Origin of the sequence: Deinococcus sp. LM3, from assembly GCF_002017875.1 — a bacterium.
GTDB lineage: Bacteria > Deinococcota > Deinococci > Deinococcales > Deinococcaceae > Deinococcus.
In genome coordinates, this window is the sequence record NZ_MUFV01000001.1 from 140,249 (window position 1) to 163,090 (window position 22,842).

Here is a 22,842-nt window from a genome sequence, read left to right on the forward strand (position 1 = left end):
TGCGGGCCTCAACCTGATAAATGCCGGGGCAGCGGGTTACACGCCGTCGTTGGCAGGCTCGTTCTCCGGGTCTTTCTGGCGGTTGGGTTCGCCGTGCTCGACGCCGATGTCGGGGTTGCCGAGGCTGTCCTGCACCACACCGCGCTGGTCGTGGCTGGGGGGAATGTGACGCAGGCTCTCGGCGTCGCTGTGCTCGTGGGGTTCGGTGGGGGTGCCCACCACTTCGTCGCTGGTATGTCCGGTCATGGCGCCCACTGTAGGGTCGGGGCGCGGCGGGGCGGGTGTGCCGGGCCTCAAGGAACGTTGGGGGTGCAGCGCCGGCTGCCTTGCAACCGGTTCATGGAAGCACTCCCACGCGCGGCGGGGTACACTCCGAGGCACACATGAAACGACTGGCGACCTTCCTGACGGTCGCGCTGGCTGCTGCGGCAGCGGCGCAAACATCCCTTCCCGCCGATACGGCCCGCGTGCACTACCAGCGCGCGGACGGCGCGTATGCCGGCTGGGGCCTGCACGTCTGGGAGGACACGACCGCCCAGGTCACCTGGGAGAAACCCCTGGCGGCCAGCGGGCGGGACGACTTCGGCGCGTACTTCGACATTCCCCTGAAACCCGGCGCGCAGAAACTGGGCCTGATCGTCCATAAGGGCGACACCAAGGACGCCGAAAAGGATCTGTGGTTCGACCTGAGCCGGGGCCGGGAACTGTTCCTGAAGTCCGGCAGCCTGAACGCCGCGTACGCGAAGGGCGGGCCATTCACCGTGGACGCCAGCCAGCCTCCCGTCGCGCAGGCCGCCGCGCCTGCCGCGTCCACCCCGGCAGCGGCCCCAGCAGCCACGGCGGGCGCGGCGCAGCCCATCCCGAAGAACGTGCTGCGCGTGCGCTACGTGCGTCCCGACGGGAAGTACGAAGGGTGGGGCCTGCACGTCTGGGAGGACACCACCGCCACGGTCGAGTGGAGCCGACCGCTGGCGCAGACCGGCGTGGACGCGGGTGGCGCGTACTGGGACGTGCCGCTGAAGGCGGGCGCGGCGAAGGTGGGCTTCATCGTGCATAAGGGCGACGAGAAGGACCCCGGCGCCGACATGTTCGCGGACCCCGGCAAGGGGAACGAGGTGACCGTCACGAGCGGCAAGGCCGAGTTCGCTTACGGGGCGCCCGCCGCGCTGAGTGACCCGCCCGTGCCGGCCGGCGTGGCGCGCATCAACTACTACCGCCCGGACGGCAAGTATGACGGCTGGGGCCTGCACGCCTGGGAGGACACGACCGCGCAGGTCGAGTGGACCAAACCGCTGACGCCCACGGGCACGAACTCGTTTGGCGTGTACTGGGACGTTCCCATGAAGACAGACTGGAAGAAACTGGGGTTCATCGTGCACAGTGGCGACAACAAGGATCCGGGCGCCGATCAGGCGCTCACCCGCGAGATGGGCAATCAGGCGTGGATCGTGAGCGGGAGCGCCGCCGTGAACACCACCCGTCCGGACACCAGCGTGCGCACGGTGGGCGACCTGAGCCGCGCGCAGGCGGTGATGCTGTCGCGGGACCTGATCGCCGTGAAACCGGCGTTCGTGCAGCCCGGCGCGTTCCTGACGCTGCACGCCGCGCGGGCCGGGGGCCTGAAACTGACCGGGGCGGGCGTGGACGGCGGCGACAGCCTGACCCTGGAGGAGGTCGAGGGGGGCCTGACGCCCGCGCTGACCGCGAAGGCGCCGTACCTGAAGGGCTACGCGCTGCTGCGGGTCCGCCCGGAGGACCGCGCGCGCATTCCGGCCGTGCTTCAGGGGCAGGTGGCGGTGAGCAGCGTCCTGCCGGACGGCACGGTGCTGGACGCGACCGGCGTGCAGACGGCGCGGGCGCTGGACGACCTGTTCGCGTACGACGGCCCGCTGGGGGCCGCGTGGCAGGGCAACGTGCCCACCCTGCGCCTGTGGGCGCCGACCGCGCAGGACGTGAAACTGCGCCTGACCCTGGCGGGCGGCCCGGAGACGACCGTGCCCATGACCCGTGACGCCAGGGGCGTGTGGACGGTCAGGGGCGCGCAGAACTGGCGCGGCGCCGCGTACCGCTTCGAGGTGAAGGTGTACGCGCCGGGTACCGGGAAGGTCGAGACGAACCTCGTGACGGACCCTTACTCGGTGGCACTGACCCGGAACAGCACCCGCTCGGTGCTGCTGGACCTGAACGATCCGGCCACCAGACCGCCGGGCTGGGACACGCTGAAGAAACCGGCGTTGCGTTCGGCCAGCGACCTGAGTTTCTACGAGCTGCACCTGCGGGACTTCAGCGCGGCGGACGCCTCGGTGCCGGCGGCGCAGCGCGGCACGTACCTCGCGTTCACGCAGGCGGGCAGTAACGGCGTGAAGCACCTGAAAGCCCTGGCCGACGCGGGCCTGAAGGCCGTGCACCTGCTGCCCACCTTCGACATCGCCACCATCGAGGAGGACCGCACGAAGTGGAAGTCACCGGGCGACCTCTCTAAGTTCGCGCCGGACAGCGAGGAACAGCAGAAGGCCGTCACGGCCGTCAAGGACGCCGACCCCTACAACTGGGGCTACGACCCGTACCACTACATGGTCCCGGAAGGCAGTTACGCCGTGAACGCGGACGCCCGCACCCTGGAGTACCGCCGCATGGTGGCCGCGCTGAACGGCCTGGGCCTGCGGGTCGTGCAGGACGTGGTGTTCAACCACACCGCCGCCAGCGGTCAGGCCGAACGGAGCGTGCTGGACCGCATCGTGCCCGGCTACTACCACCGCCTGAACGCCAACGGGAGCGTCGAGAACTCCACCTGTTGCTCGAACACCGCCACCGAGCACGTCATGATGCGCAGGCTCATGGTGGACACCCTGGTGCTGATGGCCCGCGCCTACAAGGTGGACGGCTTCCGCTTCGACCTGATGGGCCACCACATGGTCGAGGACATGCAGGCCGCCCGCCGCGCCCTGGACGCCCTGACCCTGCAGAAGGACGGCGTGGACGGCAGGAGCATCTACCTGTACGGCGAGGGCTGGGACTTCGGAGAGGTGCAGGGCGGCGCGCGCGGCAGGAACGCCACGCAACTGAACCTGTTCGGGCAGGGCATCGGGACCTTCAACGACCGCCTGCGCGACGCGGTGCGCGGCGGGAACCCCTTCGGCGGCCTGCAGGACCAGGGCTTCGCGACCGGGCTGTTCACGCTCCCGAACGGGCAACCGCAGAACAACGACCGCACCCGCGCGCTGCGACTGGCGGATCAGGTGCGGGTCGGCCTGACCGGCAACCTGCGCGACTACCGTTTCACGAACGGACTGGGCAAGGAAACCACGGGCGGGAACGTGGACTACAACGGCGCGCCCGCCGGGTACGCCGCCAGCCCCCGCGAGGCGATCACGTACGTCAGCGCGCACGACAACCAGACGCTGTTCGACGCCATCGCCCTGAAAGCCCCGGCCAGCGCCACGCCCGCGCAGCGGACCCGCATGCAGAACCTCGCCAACAGCGTCGTGCTGCTGGGCCAGGGCCTGCCGTTCAGTTACGCCGGGGACGAGATGCTGCGCTCCAAGAGCTTCGACACCGACAGTTACAACAGCGGCGACTGGTTCAACACCCTGGACTTCACGTTCGCCAGCAACGGCTTCGGCAAGGGCCTGCCGCCCGCCGAGAAGAACGCCGGGAACTGGGACCTGTACCGCCCGCTGCTGGGCAACCCCGCCCTGAAACCCGCCCCGACCGAGATGCGGCGCGCCTTCGATCACTACCGCGAGATGCTGCGTGTCCGTTACTCCAGCAGCCTCTTCCGCCTGGAGACGGCGGCGCAGGTGCAGTCGGGCCTGCAATTCCTGAACGTCGGGCCCGCGCAGGTGCCGGGCGTGATCGCCATGAAACTCAGCGGCGCGACCAGCGCCACCAACCCGTACCGCAGCGTGGTCGTGGTGTTCAACGGCAGCGGCCAGAACGTCACCCTGACCGACCCGGCCCTGGCCGGACTGAACCTGAGCCTGCACCCGGTCCTGGCCGCCAGCAGCGACGCGACCGTGAAAGGCAGCCGCGCGGCGGGCAGCAGCGTGACCGTGCCGGGCCTGACGACCGCCGTGTTCGTCGGGAAGTGATATGGACTCCGATTGAATGGGCTGCAAAGTCCGTTCAATCCGAGCGGACTCGTAGAGCTGCGCAGCAGGGCGAGTAGGAGCGAAACGGGTTCCGGGCGTGGAGCGGGCAATCCGGTGGAGTTCCGGATTGTCAGCGAAACAAACGGAATCCGTATGATTTCCGCAGGCGGGGGGCGCCCCTGTCTGCGGCGCGCTATGCTGGCCGCCTATCATGCAGACGATCGAGAATCAGACGTTCACCGGCAAACGCATCCCCCTGGACGGCACGCAGTTCGTGAACTGCACCTTCGAGAAGTGCGTGCTGGTCTTCAGGGGCGAGGACGGCACCGCCATGCAGGGCTGCCAGATCCACGAGACCGGTTTCGTGTTCGAGGGCAGCGCCGCCAAGACCATCGAACTGATGGCCGCCATGCACCAGGGCGGTTTCCAGGAGATGGTCGAGGCCACCATTGCCACCATTCGCGGCGAGGGCCCGCAGGACGGCGGCGCCGCCCAGGCCTGAACGCAGGAACGGACGGGACGACGGGGCCCTCGCGGTCCCGTTTTCGCGTCTGTGGGGGGGGCGCTATGCTGCCCGGCATGACTGCCCGCACCCCGGCCCGCCCCGCGCCCCTGCCTGTGATCTTCGACGGTGACCCCGGCCTGGACGACGCGGTGGGCTGGCTGCTGGCGCTGGGCAGCCCGGAGGACGTGGAGGTGCTGGGGTTCACGGCCGTGCACGGGAACGTGCCGCTGGACCTGACAACCCGGAACGCGGGCGTGGTGCTGGCCCTGGCGGGCGAGGCGGGGCGGAACGTGCCGTATTTCGCGGGCGCGGACCGGCCCCTGCTGCGCGAGGGTGTCACGGCGGCCAGCGTGCACGGCGCGACCGGCCTGCCGGCGGCGGACCTGCCGGAGCCGCTGCGGGCGCCGGAGGCGGGGCACGCGGTGGACTTCATCGTCCGGACGGTGCGGGGGCGTCCGGGCGAGGTGACGCTGGTGCCGACCGGGCCGCTCACGAACGTGGCGCTGGCGCTGCGGCTCGCGCCGGATATCGCGCCCCTGATCCGCGAGATCGTGTGGATGGGCGGCAGCACCGGGCACGGGAACCGCACGCCGGCCGCTGAGTTCAACGCGCTGGTCGATCCTCACGCCGCGCAGATCGTGTTCGCTTCGGGCGTGCCGCTGCGGATGGTGGGCCTGAACGTGACCATGCAGGCGGTCGCCACGCCGGACCGCGTGGACGCCCTGCGCGCCCTGGGAAACCGCGCGGGGGCCGTGTGCGCCGAGCTGCTGACCTTCTACGCGGGCGTGTACCGCGACCGCTACGGCCTGAGCGGCGGCGCGCTGCACGACCCGCTGGCGGTGGCGGCGGCCCTGCGCCCGGACCTGCTGGACTGGCAGTCCATGGACGTGCAGGTCGAGACGCAGGAGGGACTGAACCTGGGCCGCACCGTCTGCGACCTGTACGGCGTGACCGGGCGGCCCGCGAACGCGCAGGTGGCGGTCGGCGTGAGGGACGGGGAGTTCTTCGCGCTGCTGCTGGAACGGATCGCGCGCCTGCCGTGATCAGTACCGGATCACCTGCTGCAAGGCCTCCTCGTCCGGGGTGAGCGGCTCGAAGCGGGGGCGGAACAGGTCGAAGGTGTCGTCGGCGATCAGCAGCGCGTCCGGCTGGAGGTTGCGGGTCTGCACGCGCCGCCGCGCCTCGGTGTCCGGGACGGCCAGGACGTGCAGGGTCAGCGGTGCGCCCAGCGCGGCCGCCTGCGCGCGCAGTTCGTCGCGGGCCGCGCGGGTCCAGAACCCATGATCTAGGATGACCGGCACCCCCAGCGTGACGGCACGGGTCCACTGGGCCTCCATGACGGTCATCACGCGCCGGAACAGGGCCGGGAACTCGTCGGCGGGCGGGTCCTGGCCGTACAGGGCGGTCATCCACTCGTCGGACGTGAAGCGCAGCGCGCCCAGCTGCGTTTCCAGGGTGCGGGCCAGGGTGGTCTTGCCGCTGCCGATGAACCCGTGCAGCGCGTGGATGCGCCCCGGCATCAGGCCCATTCTCAAGCGAGGTCGATGCTGAACGGCGTGGGGCGCGGCAGCACCCGCACGTGCGGCGACAGCACCGTCGGCCGGTCCTGCGCGCCGGTGGCCGGGGTGGCGGACGGAACTTCGAGGTTCAGGTCGAAGGCGGGAATGGGGTCGGGTAGCCCGGCGCGGCGCAGCAGCGTCAGCTGTCCGGTGTGGCCGTTGACGCGCACGAGCGCGCCGTCCTCCAGCCAGTCGGGGTGGGGTTCCGGCAGGGACACGGCGACCTGCCCGGCGCGGCGGGCCTGCGCGCCGAGCGGCGAGTGCAGGGTGCTAAGCGGCGCGAGCAGCGCGGCGGCGGCACCCAGGGCCGCGAGCTGGTGCGGCCAGGGTGGGCTGCCCAGCAGCAGGACCGCGCCGGGAGGGACGGGCGTGCCGGGCGTCCAGTGGCGCAGGCGGCCGTCGCGCACGCCGGGGGCCAGCGGCGCGGCGTTCAGCGTGCCGGTCGTGGCGGCAGTGGAGAGGGATGGGGCGGGGCGGGCGGGGGCGCCGTGAACTGTGGGGGCAGCGGCGCGGCGCGCGTGAATCAGGGCGTGCAGGTCGGCGCGGGGCAGGGTACCGTCGAGCGCGGCGATCAGTTCGTGTGGCGTGAGCCAGCGCGCGTCGGCGGTGCGGGAGAGCGCGCCGCGTTCCCGCAGTGTGGCGGCGGCGCTCACGGCGGCGCGCAGGGCGGCGCGGCGGGCGGTGGGCAGCGCGGCGTGGTACTCCGCCAGCGCCTGATGCTGACGCCGCGCCACGCGCAGGATCAGCAGGGCCGCCGCGCGGCGCGGACCGCTCAGGGTGGTGCGCAGCTGGTTCAGTGCGTGGTCCGGCGTGGCGGTGACCGGACCGTCCGGGACAGGCGCGCGGGCGGCCGGGCCGTCGCCGCGCAGCAGTTCCAGGTGCAGGGTGCCCGGGTCGTTCAGCCACGCGCGGGTGACCTGCCCCAGCAGCGCGGTTGCCAGCGCGGCGCCCAGCGGGGCGGGGTGCGCGGCGGCGCGGGCCAGGGCGTTCAGGGCGTCCCTCAGCCGGTCGGCAGGCGGGCAGTCGGTGGGCGGGTCTGCCCGGAGGGCGGCGGGGCGGGTGGCCCGCCACAGCAGCCGGGGTGTCCGGGCCAGCGTCCGCAGGGTCCGGGGCGCCGCCGGGGCGGAACCGGGCCCGGCCAGAGTTCCGGGCGCCCCGAGGATCTCGCGCAGCGCGCGGGCGACGGCGGGCGGGTGGGGGGCGGTCAGGGCGTCCAGGTGGGGGCCGTGCAGGTGGGGGCCCTGTTGCTGGGAGTCGGGTCGCAGCAGCCGCGCCGCGTATCCGGCCGGGTCCGGGTGTCCGAGCGCCGCACTCAGGCCCTGGGCGCGGGCGGCGTGCTCGTGGGCCAGCAGCGCGAACGGCAGGGTGCCGGGCGGCAGGGTCGGCTGGTCGTGCAGGGGCTGCCAGGCTGGATCGGCAGCGCCGGGGCCTGCGGGGCCGGGCAGGGTCGCGCAGGGGGAAGCGGCGGGGGGGTCGGGCATCATGCGCTGTCCTCATTGTGTTCACATCCGGTAGGTCAGCGCAAGCGGCCCTGCCACTCTTTCTCCTCCGCCCAGGCCACCTGTTCCGCCCCGTCCACCTGTTCCGCCCAGGCCCGCCTTCCCGCGTCAGTCCGGCGTGACCCCGGTGATCCGCAGCGGCACCCGCTGGCCGCCGGGCAGGTGGAACGCACCGAGCCGTCCGCTGCGCAGGTCCGCGATCAGGTACGGCACCTCGTAACTGGCGAGCCGCAGGTCCGTCTCGCTGGGTTCCTGCGGGCCGCGCGGGTGGCTGTGGTACAGCCCCACGAGGTCCAGTTCCTCGGCGCGCATGGCTTTCAGGGCGCGCAGCAGGGCGCGGGGTTCGGCAAGGTACTCCCGGTCCGGGCGCGGCGCGATGTTCGGCAGCGGGTACAGGGTCCGCACGTCCCAGACGGCCTTCAGGCCGCTGCCCTGGCGGCGTCCGCCGAGCGCGCCGACGCACTCGCGCGCCGGGTCCTGACGGGCGTGCGCCCACAACGCGGCGTGCAGGGAGGCGGGCAGGTGCAGCACCCCTCCATTATGCGCCCGCGCCCCGCCCGGAACGCGGCGTGAAATGCCGTGCTGGCCGCAGGCTTCCGCTGCCGGGCGTGCCGGGGATGGGGTACACTGCGCCCCATGGCGAAGGCTCGTTCAAGAGGTGCTCCTCCGGTCAGCCGGTTCGACGGAGAGGCGCTGGGCCTGGTGCTGTTCGCGCTGGGTATTTTTCTGGGGGTGACGGTGCTGCTGCCGCAGGGCGAGGCGGGCACCGGGTTCATGGCGGGCGCGCAGACGCTGCTCACGTCGCAGCTGGGCTGGGCGGCGTGGCTGCTGCCGGTCGTGCCGGTCGCGTACGGCGTGCTGGTGTTCCTGGGACGCGACCTGGGGAACCTGTCGCGGCGGGTGCTGGGCGGCACGGTCATGGTGCTGTCGCTGCTGGCGCTGCACGAGTCGGCGCAGCCGGGCGGCGCGGGCCTGCTGGCCGAGGCGGCCATGGGGCCGCTGCTGCGCGCCGTGAGTTACCTCGCGGCGCTGCTGCCGCTGGTCACGCTCACGCTGGGCGCGGAACTGATGCTGCGCCTGCCGCCGCTGACGCTGCTCAAGGGCTTCTTCCGGTTCGTGAGCGTGCTGCTCGGCGGCGGCGCGGCGCAGGTGCAGGGCGTCATCGAGTCCCGCCAGGAGGGCCGCGAATCCGCCCGGGCGCGCGCGACGGCCCGGCAGAACGTCGCGGCCACCCTGCGCGACGTGGAGGCCCTGCGCCGCCTGTACCCGCAGGCTCCGGCGCTGAACACCCTGCTGGGTGAACTGCGCGCCGCGCAGCGCGACGTCCGCAACCTGGACGAGGCGGGCCTGGCGCACCTGGAACGCGACGTGACCGGCTGGCGGGAGACGACCCGTACCTTCGTCGGGGACGCCGCCCGCGACCTGCGTGAACAGGTGGCGGCCGAGGCCCCCGACGCCGGCGCGAACGTGGAAGCCACCGCGAACGAGGTGCGGGCCGGACGGCACGAACTGAGCATCGAACTGCCCAGCACCCTGGCCAGCGGCGCGCTGGAACGCCTGCGCCGCGCGATGGTCATGGAAATCCAGCGGCTCGCGCAGCGGGCCGGACGGCTGGAACGCGACCGCCGGGCCGCCGAGAAGGCGCTCGGGAAACCCGACGCGACCCTGCTGGCCCGCGAGTTGCCCGCGCACCGCGAGCGGCTGGTCGAGTGGCAGGAACTGGCCGTGGATTTCACGGCGTGGCGCGGACGGCTCGAGGCGTACGCCGGCTGGCCGGACCTGACGGCCGCGTTCGACCGCGCGCCGACCGAGGTGGCCGCGCAGCTGGCCGAGGCGCTGGCCGCCGACCCGGACGGCACGCTGGCCGACCCGGCCGGCTGGCGCGCGCAACTGGCCCGCGCGCAGGAGGAAGCGCGCCGCCGCGCCGAGGCGATGAGCGCCCCGCCCGCAGCGGCCCCGCTCACGCTGGACTTCGATTTCACCGGGGGTCTGCCGTCCGGCCCGGCCCCCAGGTCCGGATCGCCGGAACCCACGCTGTGGACCCGGCCCGGCGAGGCAACCCCCGCTTTCCCCCCGGACAGCCTGCCCCCGGCTGTTCCGGCCCACGCTGTCCCGGCTCCGGCTGCCCAGGGCACCCCTCTCCGGCCCGCAGTGGATCAGGTGGCGCTGAGCGTCGCCGCGCCGGGCAGCGCGCCCGCTCCGATGTCCCGGCCCCCGGCTGTGACGCGCGCCCCGGTGGCCATGCCGCCCGCCGAGACCGCCGACCCGGTCTTCGACCTGGGCATGGAGCCCGACGGCCTGTCCGGCGCCCTCACCCCGATCAGCGACCCGACCAGCGATCCGGTCAATCCTTCGACTGGCGACCTGGACCCGTTCAGCGACTGGGGTGACGACGACCTGCCCTTCGGCCCGTCGGACCGTTCGCCCGCAGCGGTGGCCCCACGCGCCCCGGCTCCCTGGGAGGCAGGCCCGGCCCACCCGCCCGTCCCCTCCCCTGCTCCGGCGGCGCGGCCTACGCCCGCCCCGGCAGGACTGCCGCACGACCGCCTGAGTGCCCTGGCAGCCCTGGACACCCCGCAGCCCCGGCAGGGCGCCCTGCCGCTGGCGGTGCCGACCGAGGCGCTGCTGGACCCGATTCCGGCGGCGGCGCTGAACACGGCGGCGCTCGACATCTCCGCGCGGCAGCGGGCGAGCCTGATCGACGAGACACTGCGGCACTTCAACCTGCAGGCGCGGGTGGTGGATTTCGCGCGCGGGCCGACCGTCACGCGCTACGAGATCGAACCGGCGCCCGGCGAGAAGATCAGCCGCATCGCGGGCCTCAGCAACGATCTGGCGCGGGCGCTGGCGGTGGGGGGCGTGCGTGTGGAGGCGCCGGTGCCGGGCAAGAGCGTGATCGGCCTGGAAGTCCCGAACGCCGAACGCGAACCCGTCACGTTCCACCAGGCGGCGGCCGCGCCGAGTTTCCGCGCGACCCGCGCGAAACTGCCGATCATTCTGGGCAAGAGCATCGACGGGGAACTGATGGTCGGGGACCTCGCCAAGATGCCGCACCTGCTGGTGGCGGGCAGTACCGGCAGCGGCAAGTCGGTGTGCGTGAACACGCTGATCACCAGTCTGCTGTTCAAGTACCTGCCGACCGAACTGCGGTTCCTGATGATCGACCCGAAGATGGTGGAACTCACGCCGTACGACGGCATTCCGCATCTGGTGCGCAACGTGGTGACCAACCCGGTGGACGCGGCGGGCGTGCTGCTGGGCGCGGTGGCGCACATGGAGAGGCGCTACAAGATGATGTCGCAGGTGGGCGCCAAGAACCTCGAGCAGTTCAACGCGAAGATGCGTCAGGTCGGCGAGACGGAACTGCCGCACCTGGTGATCATCATCGACGAGCTGGCGGACCTGATGATCACCAGTCCCAAGGAGGTCGAGGGCGCGATCATGCGGCTGGCGCAGATGGCCCGCGCGACCGGTATGCACCTGGTGCTGGCGACGCAGCGGCCCAGCGTGGACATCCTGACCAGTCTGATCAAGGTGAACGTACCGGCCCGGATTGCGTTCGCGGTGAGCAGCAGTCACGATTCCCGCACGATCCTGGACACCATGGGGGCCGAGCGTCTGACCGGGATGGGCGACATGCTGTTCTACCAGCCGGGGCTGATCAAGCCGGTGCGTCTGCAGGGACCGTACATCAGCGAGGTCGAGTCGGCCCGCATTGCCGACGAGTTGCGCCGCCAGGTGTTCGAGGACTCGTTCGTGGAGGCCTACGGCTCGGACTTCGAGGGGGGTGTGGAGGCCAGTGGGCCGGGCGCGGACCGGTCGAACATGGACTTCAGTGACCCGCTGCTGCGTCAGGCGGCGCAGATCTGCATCGAGGAGGGTCAGGGAAGCGTGTCCCGCTTGCAGCGGCGGCTCTCGGTGGGGCACGCCCGCGCCGGGAAGCTGATGGACATGCTCGAATCGATGGGAATCGTCAGCAAGCATCAGGGCAGCAAGCCGCGTGACGTGCTGGTGTCCGAGGCGGACCTCCCGGAGTACTTCGGCCGGTAGGTGTCCTGCCGCGCCGTTGAGCCCTGCACGCGCCGCTACGTGAAGTTCCCATGAGAGCCCCCCCAAAGACGGGGGCTTTTTCGTTTAGATCAATTGTCGGAAACCTTCCTGTAGTTGCATTCTGCCGCGTCGTGGTGAAGATTAAGTGCCGGACATACAGCACAACCCGATTTCTCCAGAGGTGATTTCATGAAGAAGCAGACCAGCTTTATCACGCTCAGCCTGATGCTTGCCACGCCCGCCCTCGCCGGCGGCGCCGGTGCTCCCGCTGCACGCCCCGCCACGGCCGCCTGCCAGAACATCGCGCAGATCGTCATGGCCGACCCGAACTTCAGCACGCTGGCCACCGCCGTCGAGGCGGCCGGCCTGGGCCAGACCCTGATGGGCGGCCAGTACACGGTGTTCGCTCCCACCAACGCCGCCTTCGCCAAGCTGCCCAGCGACGCGCTCGCCATGGTCCTGAACGACCCGGCCCTGCTGCGCTCGGTGCTGCTGTACCACGTGGTTCCCGGCAAGGTCACCGCCAAGCAGGTCATGGGCATGTCCATGGGCAAGACCGCGCAGGGCGGCTCGTTCATGGTCACGGTCAGCGGCGGCAAGGTCATGATCGATAACGCCACCGTCACCAAGGCCGACGTGATGGCCTGTAACGGCGTCGTGCACGTGATCGACACGGTCCTGATGCCCGCCATGGACACCGGCATGCAGCCCGCCGCACCCGCCGCCGCTGCGCCGGCCCCCGCGCCCGCCCCGGCCGCCACCGTGAGCGCCCCGACCGCCGCGGCCGCCACCGACATCATGAGCATCCCCGCCCTGCCCCAGGGCGGCGCGAGCATGACCACCACGACCACCACCACGACCGAAACCGCGACCACGACGGAAACGACCACCGAGGCCAGCGGCGAGATGATGGCCGAGGGCACCACCCTGTACGACATGATCGTCGCCGACGAACGCTTCAGCACGCTGCGCGACCTGCTCAGCGACGCCGAACTGACCGAAGTGCTCATGAGCAACGACTACACCGTCTTCGCTCCCACCAACGCGGCCTTTGAGGGCGTGGACCCCGACCAGCTGGCCCTGATCGCCAGCAACCCCGACACCCTCAAGCAGGTGCTGCTGTACCACGTGGTCAGCGGCAAACTGAACGCCGAGGACCTCAAGGCCGGCACCCAGCTGCGCAGCGCTGAGGGTGCCAGCCTCGACCTGTCCATGGAAGGCACGAGCGTCATGGTGAACACCGCCATGATCGACGGCGCGGCTGTCACGGCCAGCAACGGCAACATCTTCGCCATCAACGAGGTGCTGCTGCCCGACACCCTGGTCCTGCCCGACCCGCCCACCGGCGAGGAAGTCATGACCGAGACCACCACGGACACGACCGCCGCGACCACGGCGACCACCACCACCGCCACTGTGACGACCACCCCGGCCGCCATGACCGGCAACGCCCTGGTGGACGCCCTGAGCCAGCCGCAGTTCAGCACCCTGCTGAGCCTGGTGCAGAAGGCCGATCTGGTCGGTGCGCTGACCGCCGCCGACGTGACCGTCTTCGCCCCCACCAACGACGCCTTCGCTAAGGTCCCCCAGGCCACCCTGGACGCCCTGATGGCCGACCCCGCCAAACTCAAGCAGGTCCTGACGTACCACGTCGTGGCCGGCCGCGTGGTCGACGACGGCCTGAAGGTCGCGCAGCTGCGCTCGCTCGAGGGCAGCTCCATCGACCTGAAAGCCAACGGCACCACCTACACCGTCGGGAACCTCAGTGCCGCCAGCGCCGTCGGCAGCACCGTCGCCAACCGCATTGACGCGGGCACCAGCGTGATCTACCCCATCGACATGGTCATGCTGCCCCCCACCCTGCAGTAAGCCCCACCAGAAGGGCCGCGCTTCCCACAGACGGGAAGCGCGGCCCTTCTGCCCGGAACCCGCTTCTCTCCTACTGTGCGGGGCAGCTCTACGGGTCGCGTCCGCTCGGATTGAATGGTTCTGGCCAACCATTCAATCGGAGTCCGTTTCAGTGAACCGCTTCGGCTGGCTGGAGGGTCTGGAAGGCCTGCCAGCTGGCTGGGCCGCGCGGGTGGCCCTCCTGCTCGGTCCAGGCCCAGTACGGCGTGTACAGGCTGCGGGCGGTCAGGACCTCCTGGCGGAAGATCTCGGCGCTCAGGCCAGTGCTCAGCAGGCCGCTGCTCTCGAAGCGGGACAGGACGCCCGCGCGGTCGTACGGCACCAGGCGGGGCGTGACCTGCCAGCCGCGCGGCGTGGCGTCCAGCAGCAGGTACTGGGCGCGCGGGTCTCCGGTGGCGGGCGATCCGACCGAGCCGGTATTCAGGACCCGTGTGCCGTCGATCACGGCGTTCACCGGGCGGTGAATGTGCGACCCGATCAGGACGCCGTACTCGCGGCCGTCCGGGGCGCGGCGCAGCGCCTGCACGCGCTCCGGGGCGCTGCGGTCGCTGAGGCTCTCGCGGTAGTGCTCGGCGGTGCCGTGGGCGATCAGGATGTCCGGCAGGCCGGGTTCGCGCAGCGTGAGGGTCATGGGCCAGTCGGCCGGGGTGTGCAGCAGGCCCGCCCGGTCGAGTTGCGCGGCACTCCAGTCGGTGGCGCCCCAGAAAGGGTCCGTGAACCAGTCGGCCGGCAGGGCCTCACTGCGGGCCTGCCACAACCGCAGCAGATCGTCGTGGTTGCCCAGCGTGAACGTCACGTCCGGGCGGTCCAGCAGGGTCCGCAGGACCTGCACGGAGTCCGGGCCGCGGTTGACCACGTCGCCGTTCACGATCAGCCGCTCGGCCCCGCGCTGCCGGGCGTCGCGCAGAACGGCGTTCAGGGCGTCCGCGTTCCCGTGAATGTCTGCCAGGATCGCCAGTCTCATCTCGCGCGGCATTCTAGAGCCGCGCCGCCATCCGGACGGGAAGGAAGGCGGGAATCGGCCGGGCTGTGCGCCCGCCGGTTCCCGCCTCTGGTGCCGTTGCGCCGCCCAGGTTCAGTTGCGGAAGATGACTTCCTCACGTCCGAAGGAGCGCAGGGCCAGCAGGCTGAGCAGCAGCGCGGCGAGCAGGTTCGCGCCGATGGCTATCAGCGCGTGCGACGGGACGGCCGCGCCGCGCACGGTTTCCAGGATGGCGATCATGCCGCCGATGACCGGCACGGCATACACGCCCAGCCCGAAGGTCAGGAAGTCCGCGAACTGCAGCATCACGGCCGGCAGGACCACCAGCATGGTGATGGGCGCGATGTACGTCTGCGCCTCCTTGAAGGTGCGGGCGTAGATGCCGACCGCAATCAGCAGGGCGCTGATGATCAGCGCGGCGCTCGCGGCGATGCCGAGCAGGGTCAGCAGACTGCCGGGGTTCAGGGTGAGCTGGCCGCCCATGCTGCCGGTCAGAGCGGCGGTCGCGTCGGGTTGCCGCTGCAGGTACAGGCGCATGGCGAGGCCGCTGAGCAGGAACCCGGCGACGCTGAAGGCCGCGCTGGTCAGGGCGGTGAGGGTGGTGGCCAGCAGTTTCCCCGCGACGACCTCGGCGCGGCGCACCGGGGAGACCAGCAGGCTTTCCAGGGTACCGCGTTCCTTCTCGCCGGCGGTGGCGTCCACGGCGGTCGCCATCGCGCCGGACAGGATGAACTGCAGCATCAGCATGGGGATCAGGAAGGCCAGCTGGCCGCTGCGCTGCTCCTGGGCGGTGCTGGCGTCCACGGGTTTCACGGTGATGGTCTGCAGGACGTTCTCGTTCAGGCCCTGTTCGTCCAGGCGTTGCACGGCCAGGGTGCGGTTGTAGCTGTCGATGACGTCCGTGACCTTGGAGTACGCGCCGGTCTGGGCGCGCAGGTTGCCCAGCTTGGCGTGCAGTTCCAGGGTGCCCTGGCCGGCCCCGGCGCGGTCCGGCAGGGATGCGGGGACGCGCAGGGCGGCGTCCACGTCGCCGCTCTGCACGGCGGCCTGCGGGTCGCTGACGGGCACCAGGGTCACGCCGGCGCGCACGACCGTGCCGTCCGGGAGTTTCTCGTCGCGTTCCAGCGCGGCGCGCAGCGTGGCGGGCAGCGGGCCGCTCACGCCGATGGTCTGGCGTTCCTGCTGCTGACCGCCGATGAAGCTGCCCAGCATCAGCGGCAGGCCCAGCGTGAACAGCGGAATCAGGATCAGGGGCATCAGGATGGTGGCGTTCAGGGTGCGGCGGTCGCGCAGGGTGGCGAGCAGGTCGCGGGCGGCGACCTCCCAGACCATCGCGCGGCGCAGGCCCCGGCGGGCGGGACGCTCAGACATGCGCGCCTCCGGCGCTCTGGCCGCGCACCAGCGCGAAGAAGGCGCGTTCCAGGGTGCGTTCCCCGGTAGCTTCCAGGATGCCGCCCTGGGTGCCGAGCGTGATCAGTGCGCCCTCGTGCAGGATGGCGACCCGGTCGCAGACTTCCTCGACCTCACTCATGACGTGCGTGGAGTACACGGTCAGGCGGCCCGGCGCGCGGCTGGCCTGCACGAAGTCCAGCAGGGTGCGGCGCGCGAAGATGTCCAGTCCGCTGGCGGCCTCGTCGAGAATCAGCACGGCCGGGTCGTGGATGACGGCGCGGGCGATCACGACCTTCTGTTTCATGCCGGTGGAGTACTCGGCGGCGCGGGTGTCGAGCGTGCGCCCGAGTTCGAGGCGGGTGTCGAGTTCCGTGATGCGCGCGTCGGCCTGGGCGCGGGTCAGGCCGTACAGCCGCGCGAAGGAGTGCAGGATCTCGCGGCCGGTCAGGCGGGCCGGGAGGCCCATGCCGCCGTTCACGACGCCGATGCACGCGCGGATCGCCTCGGGGTCGCGGGTGATGTCGTGCCCGGCCACCTGCGCCTGCCCGCTGTCGGGACGCAGCAGGGTCGCCAGGATACGCAGCAGGGTGGTCTTGCCGGCGCCGTTCGGGCCGAGCAGACCGAAGACCTCGCCGCCGTGGGCGCTGAAGGTCACGTCCCGCAGGGCGTGAAAGCTGCCGTAGGTCTTACCGAGGTGCTGGACGCTCAGCATCGGCGCGCCCGTCGGCTGCGGGGCAACCAGGCCTGGGGAACTGAGGTCTGGGGCACTGAGGTCTGCGCCCCTGGCGGCGGGGGAAGGAGCTGGAGTAGACGGGGCCGGAACAGACGAGACTGAATGAAGTGGATTCATGAACCTCCCACGGTGCAGGGCAGGCGGCGTGGCCGGAACAGACGCCGGAACCGCCGCCGCCCTGAACCCTGTGTGTACGCCTGTCCTTACGCGCCTCGTATCCGTTTGGTTGCCAGGATTACAAACGGCGCGCAGAGGTACGGACCACCCGGCGGGGCGTTCCACTTCATAGGACGCCCCTGAAGATCAAGCCCCCCGTCACCTCATGCAACATGAGAGAAAATCTGTAACAATGGGAAAGTTGCGCTACCAGGCGCACCCTGCCCTGAAAGTTACACCCGGTCCATCCGGCGACCACTTCCCTGGAGCGTTCCCCAGAGCGTCCGATTTCCTTACCGTTCTTCCCGTGACAGCCGGCCATCCCCCGCCCGCTCAGGGCACCCTCATCGGCGCAGGTTCAGATCAATGCAGCAGCGGTCACGGCCCCACAGGCACGCGCCGCCACCATGCCCAACCCACCCAGTTCCAGCGCGCCGGTCACGCCCCGTGTCCGCCGCCCACACCACCCGGAGGCACGCATGTTCAATCCCCCCACCCTCGAAGACCTGCAGGAAACCCGCCGCGCCAACGAGAAACTCGTCCTGAAGGCGCTGGAAAGCAAGCCCGAATGGGTCGAGACCGAACTCGCCAAGACCACCGGCCTGGCCCTGTCGCACCTGCGCGCCGCGCTGGCCAGCCTGCTCGACCAGGGCCGCGTGCGCCGCCTGCCCGGCACCGGCACCCGCGCCGTGTACGGACTGGCGGACCCCGGTCTGGCCGACGTGCCCGCCACGCCCCTGACGAGCGACGCCAAGCGCGTCCGTGACTACCTCGAGGGCCGCGCCGACAGCGCCCTGTACATGAGCGACCAGCTGCGCATGACCCGCGAGGACGTCATGACCGCCCTGAGCCTCCTGAACGCGCACGGCATGATCACCTGCACCTTCGTGGGCAGCCTCGTGATCTTCCGCCTGAAAGAAACCCAGGCGCTCGGCACCGAGCAGGCCGCGCCCGCCGCGACCGGCAAGAAGAAACAGGTCGCCTGACCCGGACCAGAGGGCCGGTCTTCCCACGCGGGAGGGCCGGCCCTCTGCCGTGTCTGGTGGCGCGCAGTCCGTGACGCTCCGCTGACGGTCACGCTGCGGGGCGTTTGGTATCCTCGGGGGTATGAAGCTTGTGCTCGCCGTGATTCAGGACGCCGACGCGACCGCGCTGGTCCGCGTCCTGTCCCAGAATGCCTTTGAAGTCACGAAACTCGCCAGTACCGGCGGTTTCCTGCGCGAAGGCAACACCACCCTGATGATCGGCGTGGACGACACGCGCCTGGACGAACTCAAACGCCACGTGCAACGCACCTGCCGCACCCGCACCCGCCTCGTCGCCCCCAGCGTCCCCATGGGCGAGCAGAACGAGGGCCTGGTCGGCGACCCGGTCGAGGTGCCGGTCGGCGGGGCCGTCATGTTCGTCATGGGCGTGCAGGAATTCATCAAGGTGTGATGCCCGGTTGAAGGTTGAAAGTCGATGGTTGATGGTCGGTTCCTCACCTCCATCAACCATCGACTTTCAACTTGTTTACACGCGGGTGAGGTCTTTGGGCAGCGGCAGGAACTCGATTTCCGGGTGCTGTTCGGCGGTGTATTCCAGGTCGTACTTGCTGCGGAACAGCATGACGGGGCGGCCCTGGTCGTCCTCGACGTGGCGGGCAAAGCGGGCGACGTTGCTGGGGTCGCCCGCCAGCCAGCGCACCAGCCCGTAGCTGGTGACGTGCATCTCGACGTCCACGCTGTATTCCTCGAGGAGGCGGGCCTGGAAGACCTCGAACTGCAGCGGGCCGACCGCGCCCAGGTAGGGGTCGCGGGCGCCGTCGGTGGGGTAGAAGACCTGCACGACGCCTTCCTCGGCCAGCTGCGTGAGGCCCTTCATGAACGCCTTGCGTTTGCCGACGTCCTTGAGGCTGATGGTGGCGAACGTCTCGGGCGTGAAGCGCGGGAAGCTGGGGAGCGTGACCTTGGCGTCGAGGCTGATCACGTCGCCGATCTGGAACACGCCGGGGTTCACGAGGCCCACGATGTCGCCGGGGTACGCTTCCTCGACCTTCTCGCGGTCCTGCGCGAACAGGGTGTGCGCCTGCGAGAGCCGCAGCTTGCGGCCCGTGCGGGTGTGCGTGACGTCCATGCCGCGCTCGAAGTGGCCGCTCATGACGCGCATGTACGCGGTGCGATCGCGGTGCTGCTTGCTCATGTTCGCCTGCAACTTGAAGATGAAACCCGCGAACGGGGCGTCCGGGGCGCGGTCGCCGAGGTTCGTCTCGACGGCCCCCGGGGGCGGGGCGAGTTCCACGAAGTTGCTCAGGAAGTGCTCGACGCCGAAGTTGTTCATGGCGGACCCGAAGAACACCGGGGTCAGTTCGCCGGTCAGGAACTTGGCTTCCTCGAATTCCGGCATGGCTCCCTGGATCAGTTCGACGTCCTCGCGGAGTTTCGCGGCGAGGTCCGCGCCGACCAGGGCGTCCAGTTTCGGGTCGTTCAGGCCGCTGGTCTGCATGGGCGCGCGGTGCTTGCCGCCGGACGTGCGCTCGAAGGCCAGCACCTGCCCGGTCTGGAGGTCGTACACGCCCTTGAAGTCCGGGCCGTCCCCGATGGGCCACGTGAGCGGCACGGCCGTGATCTTCAGGATGCCTTCCAGTTGCTCCAGCAGTTCGAAGGGGTCCTGGGCGGGGCGGTCCATCTTGTTCACGAAGGTCAGGATGGGAATGCCCCGGTTGCGGCACACGGCGAACAGCTTCTCAGTCTGCGCCTGCACGCCACGCGCGGCGTCGAGGACCATCAGGGCGCTGTCGGCGGCGGTCAGGGTGCGGTAGGTGTCCTCACTGAAATCCTGGTGTCCGGGCGTGTCGAGCAGGTTCACGTGCCGCCCGGCGTACTCGAAGGTCAGCGCGGACGAACTGATGGAGATGCCGCGCTGCTGCTCGATGCTCATCCAGTCGCTCTTGGTGTGGCTGCGGCCTTCCTTGGCGGTCACGCTACCGGCTTCCTGGATGGCGCCTCCGTACAGCAGGAGTTTTTCGGTGATGGTGGTCTTCCCGGCGTCCGGGTGGCTGATGATGGCGAAGGTGCGGCGGCGGGCGATCTCGCTGCTCAGGGCGGCGGGGTTGGTGTCGGGGCTGGTCATGGGAACTCCTGCGGGCCTGAAGTGTTCGCGGCCCGAAGCGGGAAAAACGGCGTGAAGATCACTGCGGAGAGTGGGGGGCGCCTGAAGTCGGGGTGATGCGCCGCCAGGACGCGGCGGAAGGAACGGGTGTCGCCTCTGGCAGGAGCGTCCCTGCGGCGTCCGGCTGATCCCGGCGTTCCCACTCTCCCGGCGGCTCCGTACAACTCACTCACTGCGCCGGTTCAGAAGCACTTCGGCCCTTCAGGCTCCGCGCTGCCGACCCGGCACGACTGACTAGGGTGGCGTGAGGAGAACGGTCATTCCCGCATGATACCGCCCCGCGCGCGCCGCGTCACCCGCCCGCTGCGGCCGGCGCGAAGGCGCCCAGCGCGGCGTCCAGGGTGCCCAGGCGCGCGGCGATCAGGGCGTGCGGGTCGCGGTGATACCCGCCGGCCATGACGGTCACGGTCGGCAGGCCGGCGCGGGCGGCCCAGCGCAGCACGCGGTCGTCGCGGCGGCGCACCCCGGCCGGACTGAGCGCCAGTTTGCCCAGTTGATCCCCGCCCAGCACGTCCGCGCCCGCCAGGTAGTACACGAAATCCGGCGCGAAGGCCGCCACGGCGGGCGCGACCACCCGGTCCAGGGCGTTCAGGTAGGCGGCGTCGCCGGTCCCGTCGGGCAGCGGGATGTCGAGGTCGCTGACCTCCTTGCGGAAGGGGTAGTTGTTCTGCGCGTGCACGCTGACGGTCAGCACGCCCCCCTCGTGGGCGAAGATGGCGGCCGTGCCGTTGCCCTGATGCACGTCCAGGTCCAGGATCAGGATACGGCGGGCCTGCGCGGTGTCCAGCAGCCAGCGGGCACTGATCGCCACGTCGTTCAGGAACGAGAAGCCCTCGGCGTGATCTGCGTACGCGTGGTGCGTGCCTCCCCCCAGGTTCAGGCCCAGGCCCACACGCAGGGCGTCGCGGGTGGCGGCCAGGGTCGCGCCGCAACTGCCCAGCCCCCGCTCGACCAGCGCCGCGCTCCAGGGGAAGCCCAGCGCGCGTTCCTCGGCACGGGTCACTTGCCCGTCACGCCAGCGGGCCAGGAACGCCGGGTCGTGCACCCGCCCGGCCAGCGCCCACGGCAGGTCCGGCGCGTCCAGCAACGGCAGGCGGGCGGCCGCGCCGTCCAGCAGCGGCGCGATGAACTCGCGCGGCAGGAACTGACGACGCGGCGCAGGCGCTCCCTGGTAGGCCGCGCGGCGAAACGGCGTGAACGCCCGGAACGGATGCGTGAACCCCACCCGCGCAGGCTACGCTGGGCGGCATGAACGCACTGCGGTCCTGGCCGGAATTTCAGGCAACACTGCGCGTCCCGCTGATGCTGGCCCCGATGGCGGGCGGCACCGGGACGCCCGCGCTGGCCGCCGCCGTGTCGGAGGCCGGCGGGCTGGGCAGCCTGGGCGCCGCGTACCTGACGCCCGCGCAGATCGGCGGGGCGATGGCCGCCGTGCGCGCCAGAACGGACCAGCCGTTCGCGGTGAATCTGTTCGCGCCGCAGCCCCTGCCGCCCGTGACCCCGGCAGAGATCGAGGTGGCCTGCGCGGAACTCGTGCCCTTTCACGCGGCGCTACGCCTGCCGCCCCCCACCCTGCCGCCGCAGGTGCAGGAGGACTTCGGCGCGCAACTGCACGCGGTCCTGCGCGACCCGCCCGCCGTGTTCTCGTTCACGTTCGGTCGCCTGCCACCCGCCGCACTGAGTGCCCTGCACGCGGCGGGCGTGCTGGTGATCGGTACCGCCACCAGCCTCCGGGAGGCGCGGCTGCTGGCGCAGGACGGCGTGGACGCCGTGACCGTGCAGGGCGGCGCGGCCGGCGGACACCGGGGCTGCTGGCAGGAGGACGCCCTGGCCGACACGCTGACCCTCACGCGGCAGGTCGCGCAGGACACGGGCCTCCCGGTCGTCGCGGCGGGCGGCCTGATGACCGCCGGGGACGTGAGTGCCGCGCTGAAGGCCGGAGTGACGCTGGCGGCGTGCGGCACGGCGTTCCTGCTGACTGACGAGGCTGGCACGCCCGACCCCTACCGTCACGCCCTTCAGGACGGCGGGCGGCCCACCGTCCTGACCCGCGCGTACAGCGGCCGCACCGCGCGCGGCCTGCGCACCTCCCTGACCGGCGGCGTCCACTCTCCCCTGCCCTTCCCCTGGCAGAACGCCCTGACCCGCTCCCTGCGCGCCGCGGGAGCGCAGGCCGGACAGGCAGACCTTCTGAGCCTGTGGGCCGGGGAGGGCTACCGGCAGGCCCGCACCGGAAGTGCCGCGCAGATCATGGCGGACCTGACCCCATGACGCCCGACCCGCTGATGCCCGGCACCGTGACGGTCGCCCTGCGACCCCTGCGCCCCGGTGACGAGGAAGTGGCGGTGCGCTGGGCGGCGGACCCGGTGTTCTGCCGCGCGGTGGACTGGACGCCGGGCCTGTCGGCGCGGGTGGTGCGGCGGCACTGGCAGGCGATCATCGCGGGGAACGACCCGACGTTCCGCCGCTGGGGAGTCACGGCGAGCGGCGAACTGGTCGGGTACGCGGACCTGGGCCGCATCGGGCCCGGCGGCGCGGAACTGGGCATCGCCCTCGGGGACCGGGCATGGTGGGGGCGCGGCGTGGCGTTCAGGGCGTGCCGGGACCTGCTGACGCTGGCCTGGGAGGCGGGCCTGCCGCGCGTGACGGCGCTAGTCCACGCCCCGAACGCCCGCTCACACGCCCTGATGCGCCGCCTGGGCATGCACGAGGACGGGCAGGCCGAACCGGAATCCTACGCGGGCGAGGTGGTGGCTGTCACGCGCTACGTGATCCTGAATCCGGCGGTGGGCGGGGAGTAGGCAGTGGGGAGCGGGA

Annotated in this window: 18 protein-coding genes; 9 read left to right on the forward strand and 9 right to left on the reverse strand. The window is 71.3% G+C overall.

What is annotated here, in order from left to right; genetic code table 11:
- Positions 1-36: 36 nt before the first annotated feature.
- Positions 37-246, reverse strand: a complete 210-nt coding sequence (locus BXU09_RS00650) for a hypothetical protein (RefSeq protein WP_144011914.1) — start codon at positions 244-246, stop codon at positions 37-39.
- 137 nt (positions 247-383) lie between these two features.
- Here BXU09_RS00650 and pulA point away from each other — a divergent pair, with 137 nt between their 5' ends.
- The 3 genes from pulA to BXU09_RS00665 all read left to right on the forward strand — a co-directional run bounded on the left by pulA (position 384) and on the right by BXU09_RS00665 (position 5,639).
- Positions 384-4,091 carry a pullulanase-type alpha-1,6-glucosidase gene (pulA, locus tag BXU09_RS00655; protein WP_078299641.1) on the forward strand — a complete coding sequence of 1,236 codons (3,708 nt, stop codon included), beginning with the start codon at positions 384-386 and terminating at the stop codon, positions 4,089-4,091.
- 211 nt (positions 4,092-4,302) lie between these two features.
- On the forward strand, positions 4,303-4,593 hold the full coding sequence (locus BXU09_RS00660) for a hypothetical protein (RefSeq protein WP_078299645.1): 291 nt from the start codon (positions 4,303-4,305) through the stop codon (positions 4,591-4,593).
- Positions 4,594-4,670: 77 nt separating this feature from the next.
- Positions 4,671-5,639 (forward strand): nucleoside hydrolase, encoded by a 969-nt coding sequence (locus tag BXU09_RS00665; RefSeq protein ID WP_078304476.1) that lies wholly within the window; start codon positions 4,671-4,673, stop codon positions 5,637-5,639.
- Here BXU09_RS00665 and BXU09_RS00670 read toward each other — a convergent pair whose 3' ends face one another.
- The 3 genes from BXU09_RS00670 to BXU09_RS00680 form a co-directional block, all read right to left on the reverse strand.
- Complete coding sequence (locus BXU09_RS00670) at positions 5,640-6,116, reverse strand: AAA family ATPase (RefSeq protein ID WP_168174532.1); 477 nt, start codon at positions 6,114-6,116, stop codon at positions 5,640-5,642. It lies immediately after the preceding gene.
- A gap of 11 nt (positions 6,117-6,127) precedes the next feature.
- The gene (locus BXU09_RS00675) at positions 6,128-7,639 is read right to left on the reverse strand and encodes a hypothetical protein (RefSeq protein ID WP_078299652.1); all 1,512 of its coding nucleotides are present in this window, start codon (positions 7,637-7,639) and stop codon (positions 6,128-6,130) included.
- 123 nt (positions 7,640-7,762) lie between these two features.
- Positions 7,763-8,182 carry a M67 family metallopeptidase gene (locus BXU09_RS00680; protein WP_078304479.1) on the reverse strand — a complete coding sequence of 140 codons (420 nt, stop codon included), beginning with the start codon at positions 8,180-8,182 and terminating at the stop codon, positions 7,763-7,765.
- Between the two features lie 108 nt (positions 8,183-8,290).
- Here BXU09_RS00680 and BXU09_RS00685 point away from each other — a divergent pair, with 108 nt between their 5' ends.
- Both BXU09_RS00685 and BXU09_RS00690 read left to right on the forward strand, forming a co-directional pair.
- Entirely contained in the window at positions 8,291-11,704 is a 3,414-nt protein-coding gene (locus BXU09_RS00685) for a DNA translocase FtsK (protein WP_078299656.1), read from the forward strand.
- A gap of 189 nt (positions 11,705-11,893) precedes the next feature.
- Complete coding sequence (locus BXU09_RS00690; protein WP_078299659.1) at positions 11,894-13,573, forward strand: fasciclin domain-containing protein; 1,680 nt, start codon at positions 11,894-11,896, stop codon at positions 13,571-13,573.
- Between the two features lie 148 nt (positions 13,574-13,721).
- Here BXU09_RS00690 and BXU09_RS00695 read toward each other — a convergent pair whose 3' ends face one another.
- From BXU09_RS00695 to BXU09_RS00705, 3 genes are all read right to left on the reverse strand, one after another.
- Positions 13,722-14,576 carry a metallophosphoesterase family protein gene (locus BXU09_RS00695; RefSeq protein WP_078304482.1) on the reverse strand — a complete coding sequence of 285 codons (855 nt, stop codon included), beginning with the start codon at positions 14,574-14,576 and terminating at the stop codon, positions 13,722-13,724.
- 111 nt (positions 14,577-14,687) lie between these two features.
- Positions 14,688-15,965, reverse strand: coding sequence for an ABC transporter permease (locus BXU09_RS00700; protein ID WP_230284722.1), 1,278 nt, complete (start codon positions 15,963-15,965; stop codon positions 14,688-14,690).
- Positions 15,958-16,698: an ATP-binding cassette domain-containing protein gene (locus BXU09_RS00705; RefSeq protein ID WP_078299667.1), complete on the reverse strand. Its 741-nt coding sequence runs from the start codon at positions 16,696-16,698 to the stop codon at positions 15,958-15,960. The genes BXU09_RS00700 and BXU09_RS00705 overlap by 8 nt, the downstream gene beginning before the upstream one ends.
- A 656-nt stretch (positions 16,699-17,354) precedes the next feature.
- On the opposite strand from BXU09_RS00705, the gene BXU09_RS00710 reads away from it, so the two are divergent.
- Positions 17,355-17,861: a transcriptional regulator gene (locus BXU09_RS00710; protein ID WP_078299670.1), complete on the forward strand. Its 507-nt coding sequence runs from the start codon at positions 17,355-17,357 to the stop codon at positions 17,859-17,861.
- 121 nt (positions 17,862-17,982) lie between these two features.
- Positions 17,983-18,312 (forward strand): cyclic-di-AMP receptor, encoded by a 330-nt coding sequence (locus tag BXU09_RS00715; protein ID WP_055363479.1) that lies wholly within the window; start codon positions 17,983-17,985, stop codon positions 18,310-18,312.
- Positions 18,313-18,387: 75 nt separating this feature from the next.
- Here the strand turns inward: BXU09_RS00715 and BXU09_RS00720 are convergent, their stop codons facing one another.
- On the reverse strand, positions 18,388-19,986 hold the full coding sequence (locus BXU09_RS00720; RefSeq protein ID WP_078299673.1) for a peptide chain release factor 3: 1,599 nt from the start codon (positions 19,984-19,986) through the stop codon (positions 18,388-18,390).
- 331 nt (positions 19,987-20,317) lie between these two features.
- On the reverse strand, positions 20,318-21,250 hold the full coding sequence (locus BXU09_RS00725; protein ID WP_078299677.1) for a histone deacetylase: 933 nt from the start codon (positions 21,248-21,250) through the stop codon (positions 20,318-20,320).
- A 23-nt stretch (positions 21,251-21,273) separates the two neighbouring features.
- On the opposite strand from BXU09_RS00725, the gene BXU09_RS00730 reads away from it, so the two are divergent.
- Together BXU09_RS00730 and BXU09_RS00735 are read left to right on the forward strand one after the other, a co-directional pair.
- Complete coding sequence (locus BXU09_RS00730; protein WP_078299680.1) at positions 21,274-22,296, forward strand: nitronate monooxygenase; 1,023 nt, start codon at positions 21,274-21,276, stop codon at positions 22,294-22,296.
- Positions 22,293-22,826: a GNAT family N-acetyltransferase gene (locus BXU09_RS00735; RefSeq protein WP_240500863.1), complete on the forward strand. Its 534-nt coding sequence runs from the start codon at positions 22,293-22,295 to the stop codon at positions 22,824-22,826. Before BXU09_RS00730 ends, BXU09_RS00735 begins: the two co-directional genes overlap by 4 nt.
- Positions 22,827-22,842 lie beyond the last annotated feature (16 nt).

Coding starts and splice junctions, on each gene's coding strand:
- BXU09_RS00660 (WP_078299645.1), top strand. CDS start 4,303: ATGCAGACGATCGAGAATCAGACGTTCACCGGCAAACGCATCCCCCTG.
- BXU09_RS00695 (WP_078304482.1), bottom strand. CDS start 14,576: ATGAGACTGGCGATCCTGGCAGACATTCACGGGAACGCGGACGCCCTG.
- BXU09_RS00720 (WP_078299673.1), bottom strand. CDS start 19,986: ATGACCAGCCCCGACACCAACCCCGCCGCCCTGAGCAGCGAGATCGCC.
- BXU09_RS00690 (WP_078299659.1), top strand. CDS start 11,894: ATGAAGAAGCAGACCAGCTTTATCACGCTCAGCCTGATGCTTGCCACG.
- BXU09_RS00705 (WP_078299667.1), bottom strand. CDS start 16,698: ATGCTGAGCGTCCAGCACCTCGGTAAGACCTACGGCAGCTTTCACGCC.
- BXU09_RS00685 (WP_078299656.1), top strand. CDS start 8,291: ATGGCGAAGGCTCGTTCAAGAGGTGCTCCTCCGGTCAGCCGGTTCGAC.
- pulA (WP_078299641.1), top strand. CDS start 384: ATGAAACGACTGGCGACCTTCCTGACGGTCGCGCTGGCTGCTGCGGCA.
- BXU09_RS00670 (WP_168174532.1), bottom strand. CDS start 6,116: ATGCCGGGGCGCATCCACGCGCTGCACGGGTTCATCGGCAGCGGCAAG.
- BXU09_RS00675 (WP_078299652.1), bottom strand. CDS start 7,639: ATGATGCCCGACCCCCCCGCCGCTTCCCCCTGCGCGACCCTGCCCGGC.
- BXU09_RS00700 (WP_230284722.1), bottom strand. CDS start 15,965: ATGTCTGAGCGTCCCGCCCGCCGGGGCCTGCGCCGCGCGATGGTCTGG.
- BXU09_RS00715 (WP_055363479.1), top strand. CDS start 17,983: ATGAAGCTTGTGCTCGCCGTGATTCAGGACGCCGACGCGACCGCGCTG.
- BXU09_RS00730 (WP_078299680.1), top strand. CDS start 21,274: ATGAACGCACTGCGGTCCTGGCCGGAATTTCAGGCAACACTGCGCGTC.
- BXU09_RS00710 (WP_078299670.1), top strand. CDS start 17,355: ATGTTCAATCCCCCCACCCTCGAAGACCTGCAGGAAACCCGCCGCGCC.
- BXU09_RS00650 (WP_144011914.1), bottom strand. CDS start 246: ATGACCGGACATACCAGCGACGAAGTGGTGGGCACCCCCACCGAACCC.
- BXU09_RS00665 (WP_078304476.1), top strand. CDS start 4,671: ATGACTGCCCGCACCCCGGCCCGCCCCGCGCCCCTGCCTGTGATCTTC.
- BXU09_RS00735 (WP_240500863.1), top strand. CDS start 22,293: ATGACGCCCGACCCGCTGATGCCCGGCACCGTGACGGTCGCCCTGCGA.